Raw genomic sequence first — 20211 nt, forward strand, 5'->3', positions numbered from 1 at the left:
CACTTCTTAATGGTGATCTAAATCATCACTTTTTTACTCACGACACTTTACACCAAAACGAAAAAGCCGTCATAAAAATGACGGCTTTTACATTCAACAATTCGTATAACTTTATTAGCCAACGCGATAGTTTGGTGCTTCTTTAGTAATCGTTACGTCGTGAACATGTGACTCAGACATACCTGCCGAAGTGATTTTCACAAACTTCGCATTTTGACGAAGATCTTCAATCACAGATGAACCCGTATAACCCATAGAAGAACGTAAACCGCCCATCATTTGGTGCACAATGTTACCCATTGGTCCCTTGTATGGCACACGACCTTCGATCCCTTCAGGAACAAGTTTCTCAGCACCTGCTTTAGAGTCTTGGAAATAACGATCCGCAGAACCTGTTGCGCCTGCCATCGCGCCCAATGAACCCATACCACGATACGCTTTATAGTAACGACCTTGGAAGAATTCCACTTCACCTGGCGCTTCTTCAGTCCCGGCAAGGAGTGAACCGACCATAATCGTACTCGCACCCGCGCCAATCGCTTTCGCCATATCGCCAGAGAAACGAATACCACCATCTGCAATTAATGGAATTTGATCTTTTAGTGCATTGGCAACGCTATCAATCGCAGAAATCTGCGGCATACCAATACCCGCCACAATACGCGTGGTACAAATTGAACCTGGGCCGATACCGACTTTGACCGCATCTGCGCCTGCATCGAGGAGTGCCAATGCAGCATCACCAGTTGCAATGTTACCGCCAATCACTTGGACCTGTGGGTAATTCGCTTTCACCCAACGTACACGCTCGATCACACCCGCAGAGTGACCATGCGCCGTATCCACGACAATTGCATCAACACCCGCTTCAACCAAAGCCTCTACACGGCTTGGTGTTTCTACACCTGTACCGACTGCAGCACCTACGCGTAAGCGACCAAGGTCATCTTTACAGCTGCTTGGATAGCTTTCCGCTTTACGGAAGTCAGTGACTGTAATTAAACCTTTGAGTTCGTTATGTTCACCAACAACCAAAACTTTTTCAATGCGATGCTTTTGCAGTAAAGCTTGAATATTTTCTTTCGACTCACCTTCACGAACAGTCACAAGGCGGTCTTGACCAGTCATGATGTTGCTTACAGGTTGCTCAAGGTTCGTTTCAAAGCGTGTATCGCGACCTGTGACAATACCGACCACTTTGCCATCTTTCACAACAGGCACACCGCTGATGTTGTTGGCTTGAGTAATCGAGATCAATTCGCGCACTGTAGTTTCAGGTGTCACAGTAATTGGATCTTTCACCATTCCTGCTTCAAATTTTTTCACACGACGGACTTCTGCAGCTTGTGCAGCAATATCCATGTTCTTGTGCAAAATACCAATACCACCGTTTTGCGCCATCGCAATCGCCATACGTGATTCAGTCACCGTATCCATTGCTGCTGAAACAAGGGGGATATTTAAATTAATGCCGCGCGTGAATCGTGTCTTTAATGAGACATCTTTTGGGAGAACAGTAGAATAGGCAGGGAGTAATAGGACATCATCAAAAGTTAACGCGTCTTGAACGATGGTCAACATGGCAGTCTCACTGGTAATTTCCGTGCGCTATTATAAACAAATATGAACTTAAATTTCATTTCAATTGAAAATTTATTTTTTTATCTTAGAAAATAAAGTGATAAAACCTATATTTTATTTGACACCTTCATTTTCACCTTTATTTTTTTATTTCTTGTTTTGAGATGGGTTCAATTGACGTTCTAAAACTCAAAAAAGCAGAGCCTTGACTCTGCTTTTACCGATTAACACACTTGATCAAAACCTTCATCGTTGACTGGAATGCTCGCTTCCAATTGTACAAATGGAATCATATTGTGCGCACGTCGCGCTTTGTTGCATTGATCATCAGCGATTTGAACTTCTTTACATGAAGAGCTACGCTGTTCATACATCCCACAACTAACGTGCTCACCAATGGTACCTTGCAGTGCGATACAGCGTGGGCTGGCTTGATTGGTTCCAACCATACATGAATACACAGCCGTCACTGGCTCTGTGTAATGTTCAGGCATGGAGATGCCTTCAGCCCAGTAAAATGAGACTCTAAAAAAGGCACAACATGCCCCGCAGCTTAAACAGGCATCTTCCGTTGGAACTTGAGACAACATCCTTTATATTCTCATTTTCAAAAACTTTTTTTGGAAGAAAATATTAAAAAAATTGTGGTTGCCAAACAAGCAAAATTTACGACTATTTTGTCACTTAAGTTGGACAGGTAAAAACACTCTCATCCATCAAGTCCGTACCGCACTCCAAAGTCTCAATCCAATCTAAAAATTGATGAATCTGCTCGTGCCCAATAAATGGTGTCCCATGCTGCGGTACAATCATTTCAACATCCATGGTGCGGACCATATTGACCCATAAACGAATCACTTTGTTATTGCACATATAGCGCTGATGAAACCCTTTCATTTTAGGAATATGCGCAGCAAAGTTTTCCAAAGGTTTTGAGGCATCCTCTACCATCGATGCCCCCATATCGCCTGAAAATAGAATCTTGGCAATCGGGTCATAAAACTGAAAATTACCCACCGAATGTAAAAAATGCGCCGGCACAGCAATAATCGAGGACTGTCCCAACGTAATCACCTGACCGTGGTCAGGCAGCTCCACTAAACGATCCAGCCAGTTACCTTTCATCCGCTCACTCATAAAAGCAGAGTTCAAGTGGGGTAAAAAGCGTGCCCAAAGTTTAGAAGCCACCACTTTCGCTTCGGTATAGACCAACCAACGCGGCATTGAGGTAATAATGTCAGGGTCTTGGTGTGAGGCCATCACAAAATCAAGATTAGTCAAACGGGTATATTTATTCAACTCCATGGTCAGCGGCACATAGGTTAAATCACCACCCGGATCTAAGACTGCTGCACGCTCATGGTCAATAATTAAAAACTGATTTGCCTGTACACCCTCGCCTTTGACCAAGCTGGTAAAGCTAATACACTTATGTGTGCCATCATCATATAAAACCTGTGACGTTGTGCGGTCAAATGCCATGCCCATCCCCTCAAAATGCTGTTTTTCTTAAAAGACTTTTTAATACCTACAACATATATGGATTTACACAAACTTACAATGCATTTGCGACTAATATCATTTGATATATCAATAAATTGAAGATCATTTTTCAATAAAAAATCCCGATTTTTTAAGTCGGGATTCTTATTTTTTACGATAAATTAGAAGAAATAATGCTGTACAAGTGTTGCAACACCAATGACCAAGAAAATGGCCGCACCAATTTTATGAATTAAGGCAATTGGCAACTTGGTCGCCAACTTATCGCCAATAAAGACCGCTGGCGCATTAGCCAACATCATCCCTAAAGTCGTACCCAACATCACCCAAACAATACTGTCAAAACGTGCCGCTAAAGCCACGGTAGCAATTTGGGTTTTATCTCCAATTTCGGCCAAGAAGAACAACACAAACGTTGCACCAAATACCCCTAGTTTCTGCCATTTCTTAATACTGCCTGACTCATCATCCAACTGATCAGGGATCAACATCCAACCCGCCATAGCAATGAAACCAATCGAGAGAATCCAGATCAGCGCATCAGGGCTTAAAACTGTGGTGATCCATTGGCCTAAAACAGCAGAGACGCCATGGTTAATAATGGTCGCCAGCAAAATAGCCAATAGAATTGGGACGGGTTTACGGAAACGTGCAGCAAGTAACAATGCGAGCAGTTGGGTCTTATCGCCCATTTCAGCTAAAGCCACGATGGCTGTGGAGAGGAGGAATTCATACATGATGTCTTTCTCTGGCTAGCATAACAAATACCAATGACTCACCGCTCCTGCTAGCCAAAAATCTGCAGAGTGGTAAATCAAAGGTCTTGCCAACAAAAGAAAGCTCTTTAGAAGCTCATTTGGTTCTTTGCTATGATGACCATGCTCGTTTTAGAGCAAATATGTTGATCATCACCTGTTCTTAGGAACAGCGGCTACTCCCCAATGAAGTAACACCATGTTAGGCGAAAATACGTTTTTTGGCAATCTCTAAATACAAAAGACCCTGCCGAAGCAGAGTCTTTATTAAAGTATTTTTGCAGTGCTTCCAGCCGCTATTTTTCTCTTTTGAGAAGAGAAACCTACAGGCCAAAAAACCAGATCATCAGATCAGCAAAGTACGGATGTCTTTCAGCAACTTGGTCAGCTTATTGGTAAAGCGCGCAGCATCGGCCCCATTGATCACACGGTGATCATAAGACAGTGACAACGGTAACATCAGTTTCGGATCAAAACCTTGACCATTCCATACTGGTTGCATCGTCGCTGGAGAAATCCCCAAAATTGCGACTTGTGGCCAGTTCACCAATGGTGTAAATGCCGTACCACCAATTGCACCTAAGCTTGAAATCGTGAAGTTTGCACCTTGTAGATCTTTCGGCGAAAGCTTCTTATCACGTGCTTTCTGACCCAATACACCGAGCTCTACCGCAATGTCTTTAATCGATTTCTGGTCTGGATTACGCAATACAGGAACGGTTAAACCATCTGGTGTTGCTACAGCAATGCCCATATGGATTTCGTTACGCAAGAGTACAGACTTGCCATCATCAGCCAAGTGACCTGCAAAATCACGCTCTTCTTTCAGCAAATGCGCAACAGCTTTAATAATGAACGCCATAATGGTCAAGCTAATGCCATCTTTCTTAAAGTTACCTTTAAGGTCATTACGCCAAGCTTCAAGCTCAGTAATATCCGCCAAATCAAATTGAGTCACTTGCGGGATATAGTTGTTCAAAGACAACTGCGGAATAGAGACTTGTTGCAGACGTGTCAGCACTTTCTCTTCGACACCGCCAAACGCTGTGAAATCCGGAAGCTTTGGCAAGCCAGAAACTTGAGCAGCAGCCTGAGCGGCTGGAGCAGCCTGAGGCGCAGTTAAACGCGCTTTGACAAATGCTTTCAGGTCTTCCTTCATGACACGCGCATGCGGGCCAGACGCGCTTACTTCAGACAATACGACGCCTAATTCACGCGCCAGCTTGCGTACAGCTGGGCCTGCATAGACTTTCGCATTGGCGTCATTCTGCGCTTTCGTCAGCTTGTCTGCACCCTGTTCTGACACAGGAGCCGCAACTGACTGTGCTGCTGGCGCAGGCTGCGCTTTAACTTCAGCTTTAGGCGCTGGAGCAGAAGCCGCCGCAGGTGCAGCAGCGGGTGCTGATGAAGATTCACCTTCAATGGTCACCAAAGCCACACCTTCCGATACATTTTGTCCCAATGCAACATGAATGGCTTTAATCACACCCGCTGTTGTACTAGGCACTTCAACCGTTGCTTTGTCTGACTCAACCACGATGATACTTTGATCTTTTTCAACCGTATCACCTACTGACACCAAAATTTCAGCAACAGCCGCTTTGTCCACACCCAAGTCAGGCACTGCAATTTCAACTGCACCTGCAGGCGCAGCAGCAACTTGTGGCGCCGCTTCAGCAGGCTGAGCTTGAGTGGCTTGGGGTGTTGCAACTGGCTTAGGCTCAGCAGTCACTGGTGCAACTGAAGCTGCTGTTTTTACAGTCAGAATCACTACGCCTTCTTTAACACTGTCACCAACTTGAACGCTAATTGATTCCACTGTGCCTGAAATCGTACTCGGGACTTCCACAGTCGCTTTGTCTGACTCAACCACAAGGATGCTTTGATCAACGTCAATTTGATCGCCAACCGACACCAAAATTTCACCAACGGTTGCTTTTTCTACACCAATATCTGGCACTTGCACATCAACCACTTGTGATGCTGTAGTCGCAGCAGGTGCAACCGTTTCAGCAACAGCAGCGGGTGCAGTCTTTTCTTCAGCTTGTACAACGTCAGCCTGTGCTTGTACTGCTGGCGCTTCAGTTTGTCCCTCAGCTTCCAGCTCAATCAGCGTTGCACCTTCAGCAACCGAGTCACCTAAGTTTACTAAAATGCTTTTAACAACGCCTGCTGAAGTGCTAGGCACTTCAACAGATGCTTTGTCTGATTCTAATAGAACGACACTGTCATCAACCGCAATGGTATCGCCAACTTTGACCAAAATTTCAGCAACAACGGCTTTATCTACGCCAATATCAGGAGTTGTAATTTGCATACTTATTTCTCCTCTTTGTAGTCAGCTACAGCGTGTACAGATGGCGTTGCTTGAGGAGCCCAAGCCACAGGACGGTCCGTATCTAATTCAAATGTAGAGATGGCATCTTTCACTAAGCGTGCATCCACTTCACCTTCATCAGCCAATTTCTTCAGTGTGGCAACAACAATGTGCGCTGCATCTACACCAAAGTAGCTACGTAATTTAGCGCGTGAATCTGAACGACCATAACCATCTGTACCCAATGCTACGAATGGACGGTTGTCTGGAAGATATGCACGAATTTGTTCGCTATAAGCACGCATATGATCTGTTGCAGAAACCACGATACCTTCTGTACCGCGCAGTTGCTCAGTCACCCAAGCCTCTTTCACATTCTCGCTCATTGGATGCAAGCGGTTATATTCTTCACATGCCATACCATCACGTGCAAGTTCATTGAAACTTGTTACGCTAAATACATTTGAATGGATTTGGTATTCATCACGTAAGATTTGTGCTGCTTTAATGACTTCACGCAGAATCACACCTGAACCCATCAACTGAACAGTGGCTTTTTCATCTTTCTGAAGTAAGTACATGCCACGTTTAATGCCTTCTTCAGCACCTACTGGCATTTCAGGATGCTCGTAGTTTTCGTTCATTACCGTTAAGTAATAGAAAATACGCTCTTGGTTCACATACATGCGTTGTAAACCATCATGCACAATAACTGCTAATTCATAACCAAAACATGGGTCATACGACACACAGTTCGGAATTGTATTTGCAAGAATATGTGAGTGACCGTCTTGATGTTGTAAGCCTTCGCCATTTAGCGTGGTTCGGCCTGCTGTAGCACCCAACAAGAAACCTTGTGCTTGTGCATCGCCTGCAGCCCATGCAATGTCGCCAATACGTTGGAAACCAAACATAGAGTAGTACATGTACATTGGAATCATGGGTAAGTTATTGGTTGAATAACTGGTTGCCAATGCCGCCCAAGCACTCATCGCACCTGCTTCGTTAATGCCTTCTTGAAGCATATGACCATCTTTTGCTTCACGGTAATGCATCAACTGTTCTTGGTCTTCAGGCGTGTAATGCTGACCATTGGCTGCATAAATACCCAATTGACGGAACATACCTTCTAAACCAAAAGTACGTGCTTCATCTGGAACAATAGGAACAACACGGTCTTTAATGGCTTTTTCTTTTAACAATGCAGCGATTAAACGAACCATCACCATGGTGGTTGATTGTTCTTTGCCTTGTGAGCCTTTTAAGACTGCATCAAACACAGAAAGTTCTGGAATAGCCAACTGTTCACTTTCTTTACGACGTGCAGGTAAGTAACCACCTAATGCTTCACGACGTGCCTTCATATATTTCAATTCAGGCGAGTTTTCGCTTGGACGATAGAAAGGCACTTCTTCTAATTGCTCATCGTTAAATGGCAAATTGAAGCGATCACGTACATATTTTAAAGATTCGATTTGCATCTTTTTGATTTGATGCGTTTTATTTACCGCTTCAATTTCATCAGATAAGCCATAACCTTTAACAGTTTTCGCTAAGATTACAGTTGGTTGACCTTTGGCTGTACATGCTTCTGCATAGGCTGCAAAAACTTTGTACGGGTCATGACCACCACGATTTAGATTATCAATATCTTCATCGCTTAAGTCTTTAATCAACTCAGCCGCTTCTGGGTATTTACCAAAGAATTTTTCGCGTGCATATGCACCGCCCTTCACTTGTAAGCGTTGGTATTCGCCATCCAGTGTTTCTTCCATAACCGACTTTAAAGCACCAGTTTTGTCTTTTGCAAGTAGTGGGTCCCAATGACGGCCCCAAACCACTTTAATGACACGCCAGCCCGCACCACGGAATAAAGATTCTAATTCTTGAATAATTTTACCGTTACCACGTACTGGGCCATCTAGACGCTGTAAGTTACAGTTTACAACCCAAATGAGATTGTCTAATTTTTCACGACCCGCAAGTGAAATTGCACCTGTGCTTTCTGGCTCATCCATCTCACCATCGCCAAGGTATGCCCAAACTTTGCGATTTTCTTCTTTAATCAAACCACGGTTCATCAAATATTTTTGAATATGTGCTTGGTAAATCGACATGATTGGGCCAAGACCCATCGATACCGTTGGGAACTGCCAATAATCAGGCATTAAGTATGGATGCGGATAAGAAGGTAAGCCAACACCGTCTACTTCGCGACGGAAATTGTTTAGATGCTCTTCAGTCAAACGACCTTCAAGGAACGAACGCGCATAAATACCTGGCGCACAGTGACCTTGATAATAAATCATGTCCCCGCCAAAGTTGTCATTATTGGCACGGAAAAAGTGGTTAAAACCGACATCATATAATGTTGCTGAAGATGCAAAACTTGCCAAGTGACCACCTAAGTCATCACCCGTTTTATTAGCACGGAGTACCATCGCTAGCGCATTCCAACGAATCAACGCACGGATACGACGCTCCATGTCTTGATCGCCCGGCATTGCAGGTTCTTCAGCCACTGAAATTGTATTTAAATAAGGCGTATTTAATCGCTGAATAGGGACATGTTTAGCGATTGCTTGTTGATACAGTTTTTCCAGTAGAAAAGCTGCACGCTCAGTCCCCATGTGTTGTAAAACGGAGTCAAACGCATCTTGCCATTCTTGCGTTTCTTGCGCGTCAGTATCACCATAAAACGCCATAATTCACCTATTTCGATATCCTAATCTTATACGCTAATATGTATCATACTTTCGTCCTATAAGAGTATCGCTACAGCTGAATATGGCTAAGCCCTACTATTTAGCAACTAAATAGTCATTGACCATTCGTTACCCAAGATAACAAAAAACCGCAAATTTAGGCGGTTTTTTATACATTTAATGCTGTTTTTTGATGCTAACTTAGATTTCGTCAGAGCTGTATTCCTTTTTCAAGCATCAGACCAACGGTAAGTTCGCAGCATCCGATCAAATCGGATTAAGGCAACATTGCTAAATAAGTCGATGGGTTCTTGCGTTGACCATCTTTCACTACTTCATAGTGTAAATGTGGGCCAGTACAACGACCTGTACATCCGACATTGGCAATATGTTCACCAGCGTCTACACGGTCACCAACACGAGCAATTAAACGTGATGCATGGGCATAGCGCGTGATGTAACCATTGCCATGGTTAATTTCAACGTATTGACCATAGCCCGTACCCCAACCTGACTTGGTCACAATCCCTGGACCTGTCGCATAAATCGGTGTACCGCTTGGCGCAGCAAGATCTAGACCTGAGTGACGCTCAGCACGACCATTCATGGTTCGGCCGCCGTAACTTGAGCTAACACGTGCGCTTGGAAGCGGGTGTGTCACTAACCACGAATATGGATTATTTGAAAAACTTTTTGCAGAGGATTCCGAACCGTATTTTTTCGCCAGTGAAGCATTGTTGAGTTCAACCGTTTTTTCACGGAGCTGAACGGACATTTTCGTTTCGGCAGGGATATCAATATCATTCGATTCAGTATAAGCACCTTCCGATAAAGTGCGTGTCAATTGCTCAATTCGATCCGAAGATGCATTATTTGTATTGAGTTCTACCAAATCAGCGAAGGCTACTGAAGCAGTCGATGCCGCAAAAGAAAAAGCCAACAAAATACGTCGCATATGCATAAAAAACCTCTTAAAACTGTTCTTACGAATGTTTCTTGCGTGATCTCGTCCTTGATATCTACCGAAAGAAGCGCATAAGATTAAGACATTAACATGAAGGAAATATGTATGTCAGAACCAGTGAATCTCTTTCAACAAACCAGAAAACACATAAAAACAGGAAACTTAACGTTTCTCTCAAAGCAAGTGACTGCATGGCAGAAACTTACAAAACTGATTCAACCTATCCTACCGCAACCAGAGCAGTGGCAGGTTGTTTGTTATCAATATGGTATTTTGACGATTACCGGCGAAAATCAAGCGATGATTAGTCAACTTGGTTACCTTCAAAAACAATATATTGCACAACTGTCGAAACTTGATGAGTTTAAAGACCTACAAAAACTCCAAGTTCGTTTGAGAATCCCCTCTCAAACACCCGCAAAGATACAATCTATTTCAAGATCGTTAAGCACAGAAACTCAAGACTTAATTCGAGATGCTGCTGACTTTGTGAGCGACCCTAAGCTTAGCCAAGCAATGCGTCGTTTGGCAAGCAAAAAAAAGTAACCTCGTCGCGACTAGCTTCAGAATTGCGTTTTTAAAATGATAAATTCATCACACTTGTTATTGTTACAATATAACATCACACAATAAAGACAATGACTTAAGTCACACTCACATAAGGAATTGGACACTGATCTTCGTCATCAAATGTTACAATTTCATAGCTGCTTGGATCACTTTGGACATTGCGCAATAATTGATTATTCAAAGCATGCCCAGACTTATATCCATCAAATTTGGCAATAATTTGGTGGCCGAGCAAGTAAAGATCACCCACCGCATCTAATATTTTGTGACGAACAAATTCATCTGAGAAGCGTAAACCTTCTTCATTCACCACACCGGTTTCATCGACTCCAATGGCATTGTCTAAACTTGCCCCCAAAGCGAGATTATTGGCTTTGAGATAGTCCAAATCTTTCATAAAACCAAAAGTACGGGCTTCACTGACTTCATAAACAAAGGTTTCGGTTGAAAAATCAATAGTGGCAGACTGATATTCTTTCTTAAAAGCAGGATGGTCGAAGTCAATGGTAAAGTTGAGTTGGAAACCCTCATGCGGGCGGAAAATGGCGCGTTTGTCGTCGATGAGTGCTTCTACAGGTTTGAGTATTTTTATAAATTTTTTAGGGGCATCCAGTTCTTTGAGACCGCCTTGCATGAGCAAGTAAATAAACGGACCTGCACTGCCATCCATAATTGGTACTTCAGAGGCAGACACTTCAATGATTAGGTTATCAATACCTAGACCTGCAATTGCACTCATGACATGTTCAATCGTACCCACTTTGGCATCTTCTTGAACTAGGTTTGAACACATGAAGGCTTCTTGGATCAACATCGCATTTGCACGAATGTCGATGGGTGGATTGAGATCGATACGCCGAAAAACAATTCCTCCGTCCGCATGATGTGGCACAAAGTTAATTAAGACTTTTTGACCACTATGCAAACCAATGCCGCTTGCTTTAACGACACGTTGTAGAGTTCTTTGTTTCAACATGTTTCATATCATCTCACCACTAAACCGCTATACGTTAGCATATTTAGCCATTGATAAAAAACAAAAAGGTAGTCAGAGACTACCTTTTCTTCATCACATGTAGTTAAACCACATAGACAAATACTACTTACGTTGTTGATTTTTCAAGTAATCTTGAATACTCATAGGTGTTGGACGTGCAGCACTCACTGTCGATGCAGAACTCGCTGCAGCAGCCACGTCTTGGTTCTGACGCTGGATTGCAGGCACATCATCATCTTCAACAACCGCTTGCGTTGCATGCCCATGTTGTGCTACCTGCACATGTGCATTTGGACGTTTCACTGGCTCAGCAGAATCTGCTGAATTTCGAGTCAAACCTGTTGCAATGACAGTGACACTGATTTCATCGCGCGCATCTGGATCAAATACGGTGCCATAGAAGACTTGGCCTTCATCTAGATCGACAATTTGATTCACAACGTCGGTAATTTCTTCGATTTCGCCAAACGTGACGTCATCACCACCCGTCACATTAATCAGAATCCCTTTGGCATTCATAATAGTGACGTTATCTAGCAATGGACTACGGATCGCTTGTTCAGCTGCTTGACGTGCACGGTTTTCACCACGACCTAAACCCGCACCCATCATGGCATAACCACGTGTGCTCATCGCAGTTTTCAAGTCAGCAAAGTCAAGGTTAATATGACCTGGGCGTACTACCAAATCAAAGATACTACGGACCGCATTTAATAAGACATCATCCGCTTTTTTGTAGGCATCTTTCATTGAGATGTCACGGAAAACTTTTAACAAACGTTGGTTTGGAATGATGATTAAGGAATCAACATGCGCTTCTAATGCTTCAATACCTTGCTCAGCAGACTGAAGACGACGTTTACCTTCAAAGTTAAACGGTGTCGTTACTACGCCTACGGTTAAAATGCCCATTTCTTTGGCAATTTCAGCAACCACTGGCGCAGCCCCTGTACCTGTACCACCACCCATGCCGGCAGTGACAAATACCATGTCAGTGCCTTCAAGGTGTTGACGAATCAAGTCACGACTTTCTTCAGCCGCGGCTTGACCTACATTTGGATTGGCGCCTGCACCTAGTCCACGAGTACTTTGCTCACCCAACTGGATTTTGAATTGTGCATTCATACGGTCTAGCGCTTGCTTGTCCGTATTGGCACATACAAATTTTACACCTTGAATATCTGACTCAAGCATGTGTTGTACGGCGTTACCACCTGCACCACCAACACCAAACACAGTAAAACGGGCTTGACCGTTGCTATCGGTTTGATCATCTTCTAAAAATTCAAATGAGGCCATGACCTATAGATTTCCTAATTCGTTATTGGCAGTCACTTAAGCCCGTATACTGCCTTGATCTTAATAAACAAAATTGCTTTTAAGCATGCTGTGCAAGCCATAACTTGTCAAGTTTAAGCGATGCGTTGTACAACTTCTTAACAATATTCCAAAAAAATTCAACTTAAAAAACAGATTTCAGCTTTTCATTGAGTCCAGACCAAGCACGTCCAACGCGTTTAATCAAAGACAGTTTTTCTGTATCTTCTGGTTCCACTATAGTTTCTTGTGTTTCGCTCTGACTAAACATCAACAAACCTGCGGCTGTGGCATACTGAGAGCGACGCAGTGCGGCAATATTTTGCTCATCTGCTGTCACTTGCACAGGTGGATTCCCCAAATGCGCAGACACACCCAACATACGACGAGTCAACGTCACCATACCTTCGATTTGACTGGCATCACCAGTTAACACCACACCATGATACAAACCATGAATCGCACCATTACGCTCTAGCTCTTGGCGAACTTGGCCTAAGATTTCTTCATAACGCGCAATCACGATTTCAGTCAGCTCAATACGACTAATCGTTTGCGGACCATCAATTCCTTGGATCTGGATCATATGGTCCGGTTTAACCGACTTAATGTCGACACACCCATAGAGTAATTTAATTCGCTCAGCTTCTTCAGTGGTGGTTTGTAACACAGCAGCAATATCACGGGTGACATGCTCGCCACCACGCTGCAAAGTATGCGTCAAAGCCAAACGACCATCTAAATACACCGCAATGTTGGTGGTACCTGCACCAATATCAACCAAACAGACGCCATACTCTTTTTCATCTTTGAGTAGGCTCGCTTCTGCCGTTGCCAAACAAGACACCACCAGTTTTTCTACCCCGATGTTCGCGCCTTTTAAGGCCCGATCAAGGTTTTGCATGGTGCTAATCGGTAACATCATCAACTGATAATGACCAATCATGCTGTGTGCAGACATCCGTATTGGGTTTTGTACCCACTCAGTGGAGTCATCCAGCTCAAAGCCCAGTGGAACAGCACTGACCAAATAATGATCCGAGGTCATGTGGCTGGCTTTGGCCAACTCTAATGCACGAACCACTTCACTTGTTGTAATTGTATGGTCAGTATTTTCAACTGGCGTTCGTCCAGAGGCATAAAAGCTTTTTAACTCAGCACTTGGGATCGACACCCACGCGGAATGGACACGGCATTCAGCCATATCTTCTGCTTCTTGCACGGCATTTTTTATCGCTGTAATGACTTTATCAAGACTTACAATTTTTCCTTTATTCATGCCTCGGTTACGAGCAGTTGCCATTCCTATCACTTGGATATTGTCTGGCGCATGTACCTTACCAATCAAAACTGAAACTTTGTGCGTCCCAATGTCAATCGCAACAACTGAGGGAACCGCTTCATTCATTATTTACTACTACCATCACATGTTTGTTTAATTTATGGCTTTATGCCTCTGTTTTAAAGCCAAGTATTATGGCTTTGCTGCTGCTCCACCTGCAATGCTTGTGTCATCAATCGTTACAACAAAATGACCATTTGCTATCTTTGGTGCGGCAGCATTCTTCCATTGGATGGCCAAGCCATTCCGATAACGCAAATCAATGGCAGATACTTTGGCCCAAACTGGCTTCAAATCACTTTGAGCCAAATAACTCAAACGTTGCAGCTTACTCATGGTTTGATCCTGATCTACGATAACACGTAAACCTGAATCGAACTGCATAAACCAAGTCATACGCTCCGTTAAATATAATTCTTTTAAACGGAGATTGACTGGCTGGAATAATTGATTAATTTCATTATAACGGCGCATCATCATTTTAGACTGACTGATTGGGCCGTGTAATAAAGGCAAATTCTGATTATTTTTCGGTGTCACTTCGCTAAATACGTCACCACTGTCACTTAAGAGACGCCCTGTCCCCCAACGTGCAATTGCATGCCGTGGCATGACGCGAACGCGAATCGCATTCGGCCATGCGCGCGAAACCACCACACGATCAACCCAAGCCAGCTCTAAAGTTCGATCACGAATTTCTTCTAAATCTGAGGTGAAATAATTATGAGTAATGGCTGGTGAAACATGTCCCATCACCTGATTTTTTTCCGCCTCAGAACGTACACCTACTATATCAAGTTCGGCCACGCGTGCATCTGTCATGACTTGATATAAGCCATAAATACCAACCAACAGCACCGCCACGGCAACGACCAACATCACCCAACCACCGAAGTTGGCAAGTTTTTCCTTACGCGTCGGTGGTTTATCGTGTATTGAAGTAATCGCTGCGCGTTTACGGCGCATAGAAGCTGGTAATTGCGCCATTTAGTGAGCCGCACCTGTCAGTGTTTGCTCTAAAATTTGGACACAAAGCGCATCAAAGCTATAACCCACTGCATTTGCTGCTTTCGGTACCAAAGAGTGACTGGTCATCCCAGGTACTGTATTCACTTCGAGTAACCAGAAATTGCCTTGCTCATCTTGCATCGCATCAATACGGCCCCAACCACTTGCACCTACCGCTTGGAATGCACGGAGGCAAAGCGCTTGTAACTTTTGCTCTTCTTCAGCACTTAAGCCACACGGAATTCCGTATTCCACATCATTACGTTGATATTTCGCTTCATAATCATAAAAAGCCACATCCGCAGGCGGTTGTAGACGAATCACAGGTAGCGGTTGACCATTTAAAAATGAAATCGTGAATTCACGTCCCGTAATCCATTTTTCAGCCATCACCACAGCATCGTGTTGGGTCGCTTTGGCAATTGCCGCTGCCAAATCTTCTGCTTTTTCGACTTTACTCATGCCGACACTTGAACCTTCGTGTACCGGCTTGATAATCAGTGGAAGACCCAAATTCGCCACCACTTCAGCCAAATCTGACTCTTGGCTAATGATGCGATAGGGCGCTGTCGGTAAGTCTGAACCCTGCCAAACTTGCTTGGTTTTAACTTTATCCATACCAATAGCAGAACCCTGTACGCCTGTTCCAGTATACGGGATGTTGAGCCACTCCAAGACACCTTGGATTTGACCATCTTCCCCACCGCGACCATGCAACACAATAAACGCACGGTCATACCCGACCAATTCCGTCACACTACGCTCTTGCGGGTCAAAAGCTTCTGCATTTACACCCGAACGAACCAATGCTTCAAGTACAGCTGCACCACTATCTAGAGAAACCTCACGCTCAGCAGACTTACCACCAAGCAACACCGCTACTTTGCCGAATTTTGAAGCATTTGACACGTTGATATCCTTAAACTTTATGACTGTTTTATTCATTGAGTAATCACAAAACGTGATTATTTTAAATATAAATGATTGCTTGCAAGCTCAACCGAGATAGCCCCCACATTACCTGCGCCTTGCGTCAATAACAAGTCATCCGCTTGTAACACTTTTTTCAACGCATGCTGCAAATTACCTTCGACTGGATCGATCAAAATCGGCTCTACATCGCCACGTAAACGAATACTACGCGCCAATGAACGACTGTCTGCACCCACAATCGGTTTTTCACCCGCAGGATAGACTTCAAGCAGCAACAGCTGATCGACATGTGACAGTACATCCACAAAGTCATCGAAACAGTCACGGGTACGGCTAAAACGGTGTGGCTGAAACATCATCACTAAACGGCGGTCTGGATGGCTCGCTCGTGCCGCTTTAATGGTCGCTTCGACTTCTTTTGGATGGTGACCATAGTCATCCACCAATTTCACGTTGCCGCCGTCGATGTCAAATTCGCCCTGTACTTGGAAACGACGACCTACACCGCTGAAACTTTCCAACGCACGTGCAATCGCAGCATCAGACACCCCTTCATCGGTTGCAATACCAATCGCCGCAAGTGCATTTAAAATATTATGCAAACCCGGCAAGTTGATGGTTAAACGCAAAGGCTCTCGATCTTTCCGCAATACGGTAAAGTGCGACTGCATGCCTTCTTGTTCAATATCCACTGCACGAATGTCATTGTCTTCGTTAAAACCATACGTGATCAATGGACGACCAATGCGCGGCATGATTTCACGAATGTTGGCATCATCGCCACACACCACAGCCAAGCCGTAAAACGGCAGTTTTTGTAAGAACTGTACAAAGGTATCTTTTAGGACATCGAAGCTACCACCATAGGTGTCCATATGGTCTGCATCAATATTGGTCACGATGGTGGCCATCGGTTGCAAATGCAAGAATGACGCATCTGATTCATCTGCTTCTGCCACGATAAAACGACTCGCGCCCAGCGCAGCATTCACACCAGTACGGTTCAGCAAACCACCAATCACATAAGTTGGATCGAGATTTTCTTCTGCCAACATACACGTGACTAAACTTGTAGTCGTGGTTTTACCATGCGTTCCCGCAACAGCAATCCCATGACGGTAGCGCATCAGTTCACCCAGCATTTCTGCACGGCGCACCACAGGTGTACGCGTTTCAATGGCTGCTTTAATTTCTGGGTTTTCTGCATCAATTGCAGTCGACACCACAATCACGTTTGCCCCTTGAATATTTTCAGCCGTATGCCCGATGTAGACGTTGATGCCGTTTTCTTCAAGCTGAGCCGTGGTTTTTGATGCTTTGATATCTGAACCTGAGACTTTGTAGCCTTGGTTCTTGAGCACTTCGGCAATACCACACATACCCGCACCACCAATCCCAATAAAATGGATGTGCTTAATACGGCGCATTTCTGGCACTTTAATTAACTTTTTTGCTTGATCAGCAGGCGTAGATGGCGACATAAAATACTCGGTTTACAATGCTTGAATTAAACGAACCACATGTTGGGTTGCATCGGGTTGTGCTTGCTGACGTGCCTTCACTGCCATTTCAGACAATAACTGACGGTTCATCAAGGGTAATAATAATGCTTTTAAACTTTCGGGCGTCATATTTGCTTGTGGGCAAATTTTGGCTGCACCGATATTGGCTAAAAACTTTGCATTGGCCGTTTGGTGATCGTCCACTGCACTTGGCAGCGGAACAAACACCGCAGCCACACCCGCAGTCGCAACCTCGGTCACGGTTAACGCCCCAGCACGGCAAATAATTAAATCGGCATCGCTGTAGGCTTGGGCCATATCTTCAATAAAAGGGTGAACTTCAACCTGAAGCTGTTCAGGTGCATCGGCATAACGCGCTTGGGTCGCCTCTATATGGTTTTGTCCACACTGATGATAAACGCTTAACGGCACATTCAATTGCTTCAATGCTTCAGGAACACGTTCATTTAACGCTTGTGCACCCAACGAGCCACCCACGATTAACACTCGAAGCGTGGCCCCTGTTTTTTCACGTTCTTGATAACGCCAAGACGGATTTAAGATTTCCGTAATCTCTTTACGGACGGGATTACCCGTGGTCACAATTTTATTTTGTGCAGCAAAGGTATTTGGAAACGCCTGACACACTGTTTTTGCAATACGTGATAACTGCGTATTGGTAAATCCAGCAATCGCATTCTGCTCATGAATAATCACAGGAATATCCAGTGCGCGCGCAGCCAATCCACCTGGCCCAGCGACATAGCCCCCAAAGCCCGCGACTGCATCGACTTTGAGCTGCTTCATGTAACGCATTGCGCTTAAAGTGGCTTTTAAAATTTTAAAGGGTGCCAATACTTTGCGGACTAAGCCATTACCGCGCACACCTTGAATATCAATTTGATAAATCGGGATATCGTGATTTTTAAGCAGACGATTTTCCATACCTGTAGGCGTAGCAAGCCATGAGACTTGGCAGCCTTGTTGCTGTAATTCCTTAGCCACAGCAAGTGCTGGAAAAACATGCCCGCCCGTTCCGGCAGCCATCATCATTACATGTTTCGGCTTTGTTTGTGTTGCTTCGGTCACAGTCTAATTCTTCAATTCTAAAAATATGGAAACAAAATTCAATTTTAAGCGATCAATTGTAATCACAAACGCATAGCCGCGAAAGATTATTTACTTTTTTTCAACAGGCATTTGATTGTTTTTTTCTACTGATTTTCAAGTTTAAACTAGATTTGTTATCAGATGTGCATTTTTACTCAAATGACAGCACACAATCAGGCTCGACAGCGCAATTGGCGATATTTAAAAATAAAACAATGAAGCTGATTTGAATCAATTATTTAACGTAATTCTAAAATCCAATTCACTTCATTTTATCGCTCAGAAATACAATCTGAGCGTATACATTGGAGTAGGATGAAAATTTGTAGTGTCTAGCAACATAATCCGCTTTATTTCAACCAAATTTATACACTTCGTGGCAAAGTACACTTCTATTTCAAAACCAACCACCTCCATGAAATAAAAAAGGAACCATTTCAGGTTCCTTTTCTGTCTTTCTAGCTGGCTTTGCCTGCTTCTAAGACATCAAATAAAGTATCGGCAATCGAGGTACCAAATTGCGCATCAATCTCACGAATACAGGTTGGACTGGTGACATTAATCTCGGTCACATAGTTGCCAATCACATCAAGTCCGACAAAAACCAAACCTTTTTCACGTAAGAAGGGGCCCACTTTTGCAGCAATCGCCTTATCGTTTTCAGTCAACGGACGTGCTTGACCCAAACCACCTGCGGCCAAATTCCCACGCACTTCACCGTTTTGTGGAATACGCGCCAAACAGTACGGAATTGGTTCGCCATTGACCAACAAAATACGTTTATCCCCTTCCACAATTTCAGGAATATAACGCTGCGCCATAATCGGACGTGTGCCCATTTCCGTCAACATTTCCAAAGTTGAGCCAATGTTCACACCATCTTGATATAAACGGAAAATTCCCATACCACCCATCCCATCGAGAGGCTTCACAATCACATCACCATGTTCTTTGATAAACTCACGAATCAGGCTTTGTTGTGAAGTCACCAATGTAGGGACTTGGAGTTCGGGGAACTGCGTGGCAAACAGTTTTTCATTACAGTCACGTAAGGACTGTGGTTTATTAATAATCCACGCGCCTTCACGTTCCGCTTGTTCCAAAATATAGGTGGTGTAGACAAAGTTCATGTCGAACGGTGGATCTTTACGCATCAAGATCACATCGTAATCAGCCAAGGACTCTTTTTGCTGTTCGCCCAACTCAAAATAATGATCGTAGTCTTCAAACACTTTTAAGGGAGAAATCAGACCAAAGGCTTTGCCTTGATCAATATATAAATCGTGTTGTAATGCATAACCCAACTCATGTCCGCGACGGCTTGCGGCCCATAACATGGCCATGGTGGAATCTTTTTTCAGATTCACCGTTTCAATCGGGTCCATCACTACCAGTACACGCATAATTCTCACGCTCATATTTTTTAAACTTGGCAAAAAGTATAGCGAAGTTTTCAAGTTTGGGTACAACTAGTTGTGTAATAATTAAAGATTAAAAAATCTATTTTATTCAAATAACTACAACATCTTGCAGCAACGAATCAAATGCTAACTGCGCGATGCAACAAAGGAAAGTATGCATCCATTACCACGCGACAGCCCCTTTCC

General features: G+C 43.9%; 16 protein-coding genes and 1 riboswitch. Of the genes, 1 reads left to right on the forward strand and 15 read right to left on the reverse strand.

Annotation, left to right across the window (positions count from 1 at the left end; translation table 11 throughout):
• Positions 1–114 precede the first annotated feature (114 nt).
• The 7 genes from guaB to F946_RS01665 form a co-directional block, all read right to left on the reverse strand.
• Complete coding sequence (guaB, locus tag F946_RS01635) at positions 115–1581, reverse strand: IMP dehydrogenase (protein ID WP_004691717.1); 1467 nt, start codon at positions 1579–1581, stop codon at positions 115–117.
• Between the two features lie 224 nt (positions 1582–1805).
• Positions 1806–2171, reverse strand: coding sequence for a YkgJ family cysteine cluster protein (locus F946_RS01640; protein ID WP_004978263.1), 366 nt, complete (start codon positions 2169–2171; stop codon positions 1806–1808).
• 94 nt (positions 2172–2265) lie between these two features.
• Positions 2266–3063 (reverse strand): oxygen-binding di-iron domain-containing protein, encoded by a 798-nt coding sequence (locus F946_RS01645; RefSeq protein WP_004978265.1) that lies wholly within the window; start codon positions 3061–3063, stop codon positions 2266–2268.
• 182 nt (positions 3064–3245) lie between these two features.
• Positions 3246–3821, reverse strand: a complete 576-nt coding sequence (locus F946_RS01650) for a TMEM165/GDT1 family protein (protein WP_004691720.1) — start codon at positions 3819–3821, stop codon at positions 3246–3248.
• A 75-nt stretch (positions 3822–3896) separates the two neighbouring features.
• Positions 3897–4046: riboswitch (yybP-ykoY riboswitch) on the reverse strand.
• A 139-nt stretch (positions 4047–4185) separates the two neighbouring features.
• Positions 4186–6156: a 2-oxo acid dehydrogenase subunit E2 gene (locus F946_RS01655; RefSeq protein ID WP_004978268.1), complete on the reverse strand. Its 1971-nt coding sequence runs from the start codon at positions 6154–6156 to the stop codon at positions 4186–4188.
• A 2-nt stretch (positions 6157–6158) separates the two neighbouring features.
• On the reverse strand, positions 6159–8861 hold the full coding sequence (gene aceE, locus F946_RS01660; protein WP_004978270.1) for a pyruvate dehydrogenase (acetyl-transferring), homodimeric type: 2703 nt from the start codon (positions 8859–8861) through the stop codon (positions 6159–6161).
• Positions 8862–9138: 277 nt separating this feature from the next.
• A complete protein-coding gene (locus F946_RS01665; RefSeq protein WP_004978273.1) occupies positions 9139–9822 on the reverse strand; it encodes a M23 family metallopeptidase in 684 nt (227 codons plus the stop codon).
• 108 nt (positions 9823–9930) lie between these two features.
• Between F946_RS01665 and F946_RS01670 the strand changes: the two genes are divergently transcribed.
• The gene (locus F946_RS01670) at positions 9931–10371 is read left to right on the forward strand and encodes a hypothetical protein (RefSeq protein ID WP_004978275.1); all 441 of its coding nucleotides are present in this window, start codon (positions 9931–9933) and stop codon (positions 10369–10371) included.
• 97 nt (positions 10372–10468) lie between these two features.
• Here the strand turns inward: F946_RS01670 and lpxC are convergent, their stop codons facing one another.
• The 8 genes from lpxC to gshB form a co-directional block, all read right to left on the reverse strand.
• Complete coding sequence (gene lpxC / locus F946_RS01675) at positions 10469–11371, reverse strand: UDP-3-O-acyl-N-acetylglucosamine deacetylase (protein ID WP_004978276.1); 903 nt, start codon at positions 11369–11371, stop codon at positions 10469–10471.
• Between the two features lie 123 nt (positions 11372–11494).
• On the reverse strand, positions 11495–12691 hold the full coding sequence (gene ftsZ, locus F946_RS01680; protein ID WP_004691726.1) for a cell division protein FtsZ: 1197 nt from the start codon (positions 12689–12691) through the stop codon (positions 11495–11497).
• Positions 12692–12854: 163 nt separating this feature from the next.
• Entirely contained in the window at positions 12855–14117 is a 1263-nt protein-coding gene (gene ftsA / locus F946_RS01685; RefSeq protein ID WP_004691727.1) for a cell division protein FtsA, read from the reverse strand.
• A 66-nt stretch (positions 14118–14183) separates the two neighbouring features.
• Positions 14184–15038, reverse strand: a complete 855-nt coding sequence (locus F946_RS01690; protein WP_004978279.1) for a cell division protein FtsQ/DivIB — start codon at positions 15036–15038, stop codon at positions 14184–14186.
• A complete protein-coding gene (locus F946_RS01695) occupies positions 15039–15968 on the reverse strand; it encodes a D-alanine--D-alanine ligase (RefSeq protein WP_004978280.1) in 930 nt (309 codons plus the stop codon).
• Positions 15969–16024: 56 nt separating this feature from the next.
• A complete protein-coding gene (gene murC / locus F946_RS01700) occupies positions 16025–17473 on the reverse strand; it encodes a UDP-N-acetylmuramate--L-alanine ligase (RefSeq protein WP_004978281.1) in 1449 nt (482 codons plus the stop codon).
• Positions 17474–17485: 12 nt separating this feature from the next.
• Complete coding sequence (murG, locus tag F946_RS01705) at positions 17486–18583, reverse strand: undecaprenyldiphospho-muramoylpentapeptide beta-N-acetylglucosaminyltransferase (RefSeq protein ID WP_035326251.1); 1098 nt, start codon at positions 18581–18583, stop codon at positions 17486–17488.
• A gap of 479 nt (positions 18584–19062) precedes the next feature.
• A complete protein-coding gene (gene gshB, locus F946_RS01710) occupies positions 19063–20007 on the reverse strand; it encodes a glutathione synthase (RefSeq protein ID WP_004978285.1) in 945 nt (314 codons plus the stop codon).
• Positions 20008–20211 lie beyond the last annotated feature (204 nt).

Source organism: Acinetobacter johnsonii ANC 3681 (assembly GCF_000368805.1).
In the GTDB taxonomy this organism is placed as follows: domain Bacteria; phylum Pseudomonadota; class Gammaproteobacteria; order Pseudomonadales; family Moraxellaceae; genus Acinetobacter; species Acinetobacter johnsonii.

Bases quoted from the DNA above. Each gene is read 5' to 3' on its own strand.
- guaB (WP_004691717.1), bottom strand. From the start codon at position 1,581: ATGTTGACCATCGTTCAAGACGCGTTAACTTTTGATGATGTCCTATTA.
- F946_RS01640 (WP_004978263.1), bottom strand. From the start codon at position 2,171: ATGTTGTCTCAAGTTCCAACGGAAGATGCCTGTTTAAGCTGCGGGGCA.
- F946_RS01645 (WP_004978265.1), bottom strand. From the start codon at position 3,063: ATGGCATTTGACCGCACAACGTCACAGGTTTTATATGATGATGGCACA.
- F946_RS01650 (WP_004691720.1), bottom strand. From the start codon at position 3,821: ATGTATGAATTCCTCCTCTCCACAGCCATCGTGGCTTTAGCTGAAATG.
- F946_RS01655 (WP_004978268.1), bottom strand. From the start codon at position 6,156: ATGCAAATTACAACTCCTGATATTGGCGTAGATAAAGCCGTTGTTGCT.
- aceE (WP_004978270.1), bottom strand. From the start codon at position 8,861: ATGGCGTTTTATGGTGATACTGACGCGCAAGAAACGCAAGAATGGCAA.
- F946_RS01665 (WP_004978273.1), bottom strand. From the start codon at position 9,822: ATGCATATGCGACGTATTTTGTTGGCTTTTTCTTTTGCGGCATCGACT.
- F946_RS01670 (WP_004978275.1), top strand. From the start codon at position 9,931: ATGTCAGAACCAGTGAATCTCTTTCAACAAACCAGAAAACACATAAAA.
- lpxC (WP_004978276.1), bottom strand. From the start codon at position 11,371: ATGTTGAAACAAAGAACTCTACAACGTGTCGTTAAAGCAAGCGGCATT.
- ftsZ (WP_004691726.1), bottom strand. From the start codon at position 12,691: ATGGCCTCATTTGAATTTTTAGAAGATGATCAAACCGATAGCAACGGT.
- ftsA (WP_004691727.1), bottom strand. From the start codon at position 14,117: ATGAATGAAGCGGTTCCCTCAGTTGTTGCGATTGACATTGGGACGCAC.
- F946_RS01690 (WP_004978279.1), bottom strand. From the start codon at position 15,038: ATGGCGCAATTACCAGCTTCTATGCGCCGTAAACGCGCAGCGATTACT.
- murC (WP_004978281.1), bottom strand. From the start codon at position 17,473: ATGTCGCCATCTACGCCTGCTGATCAAGCAAAAAAGTTAATTAAAGTG.
- gshB (WP_004978285.1), bottom strand. From the start codon at position 20,007: ATGCGTGTACTGGTAGTGATGGACCCGATTGAAACGGTGAATCTGAAA.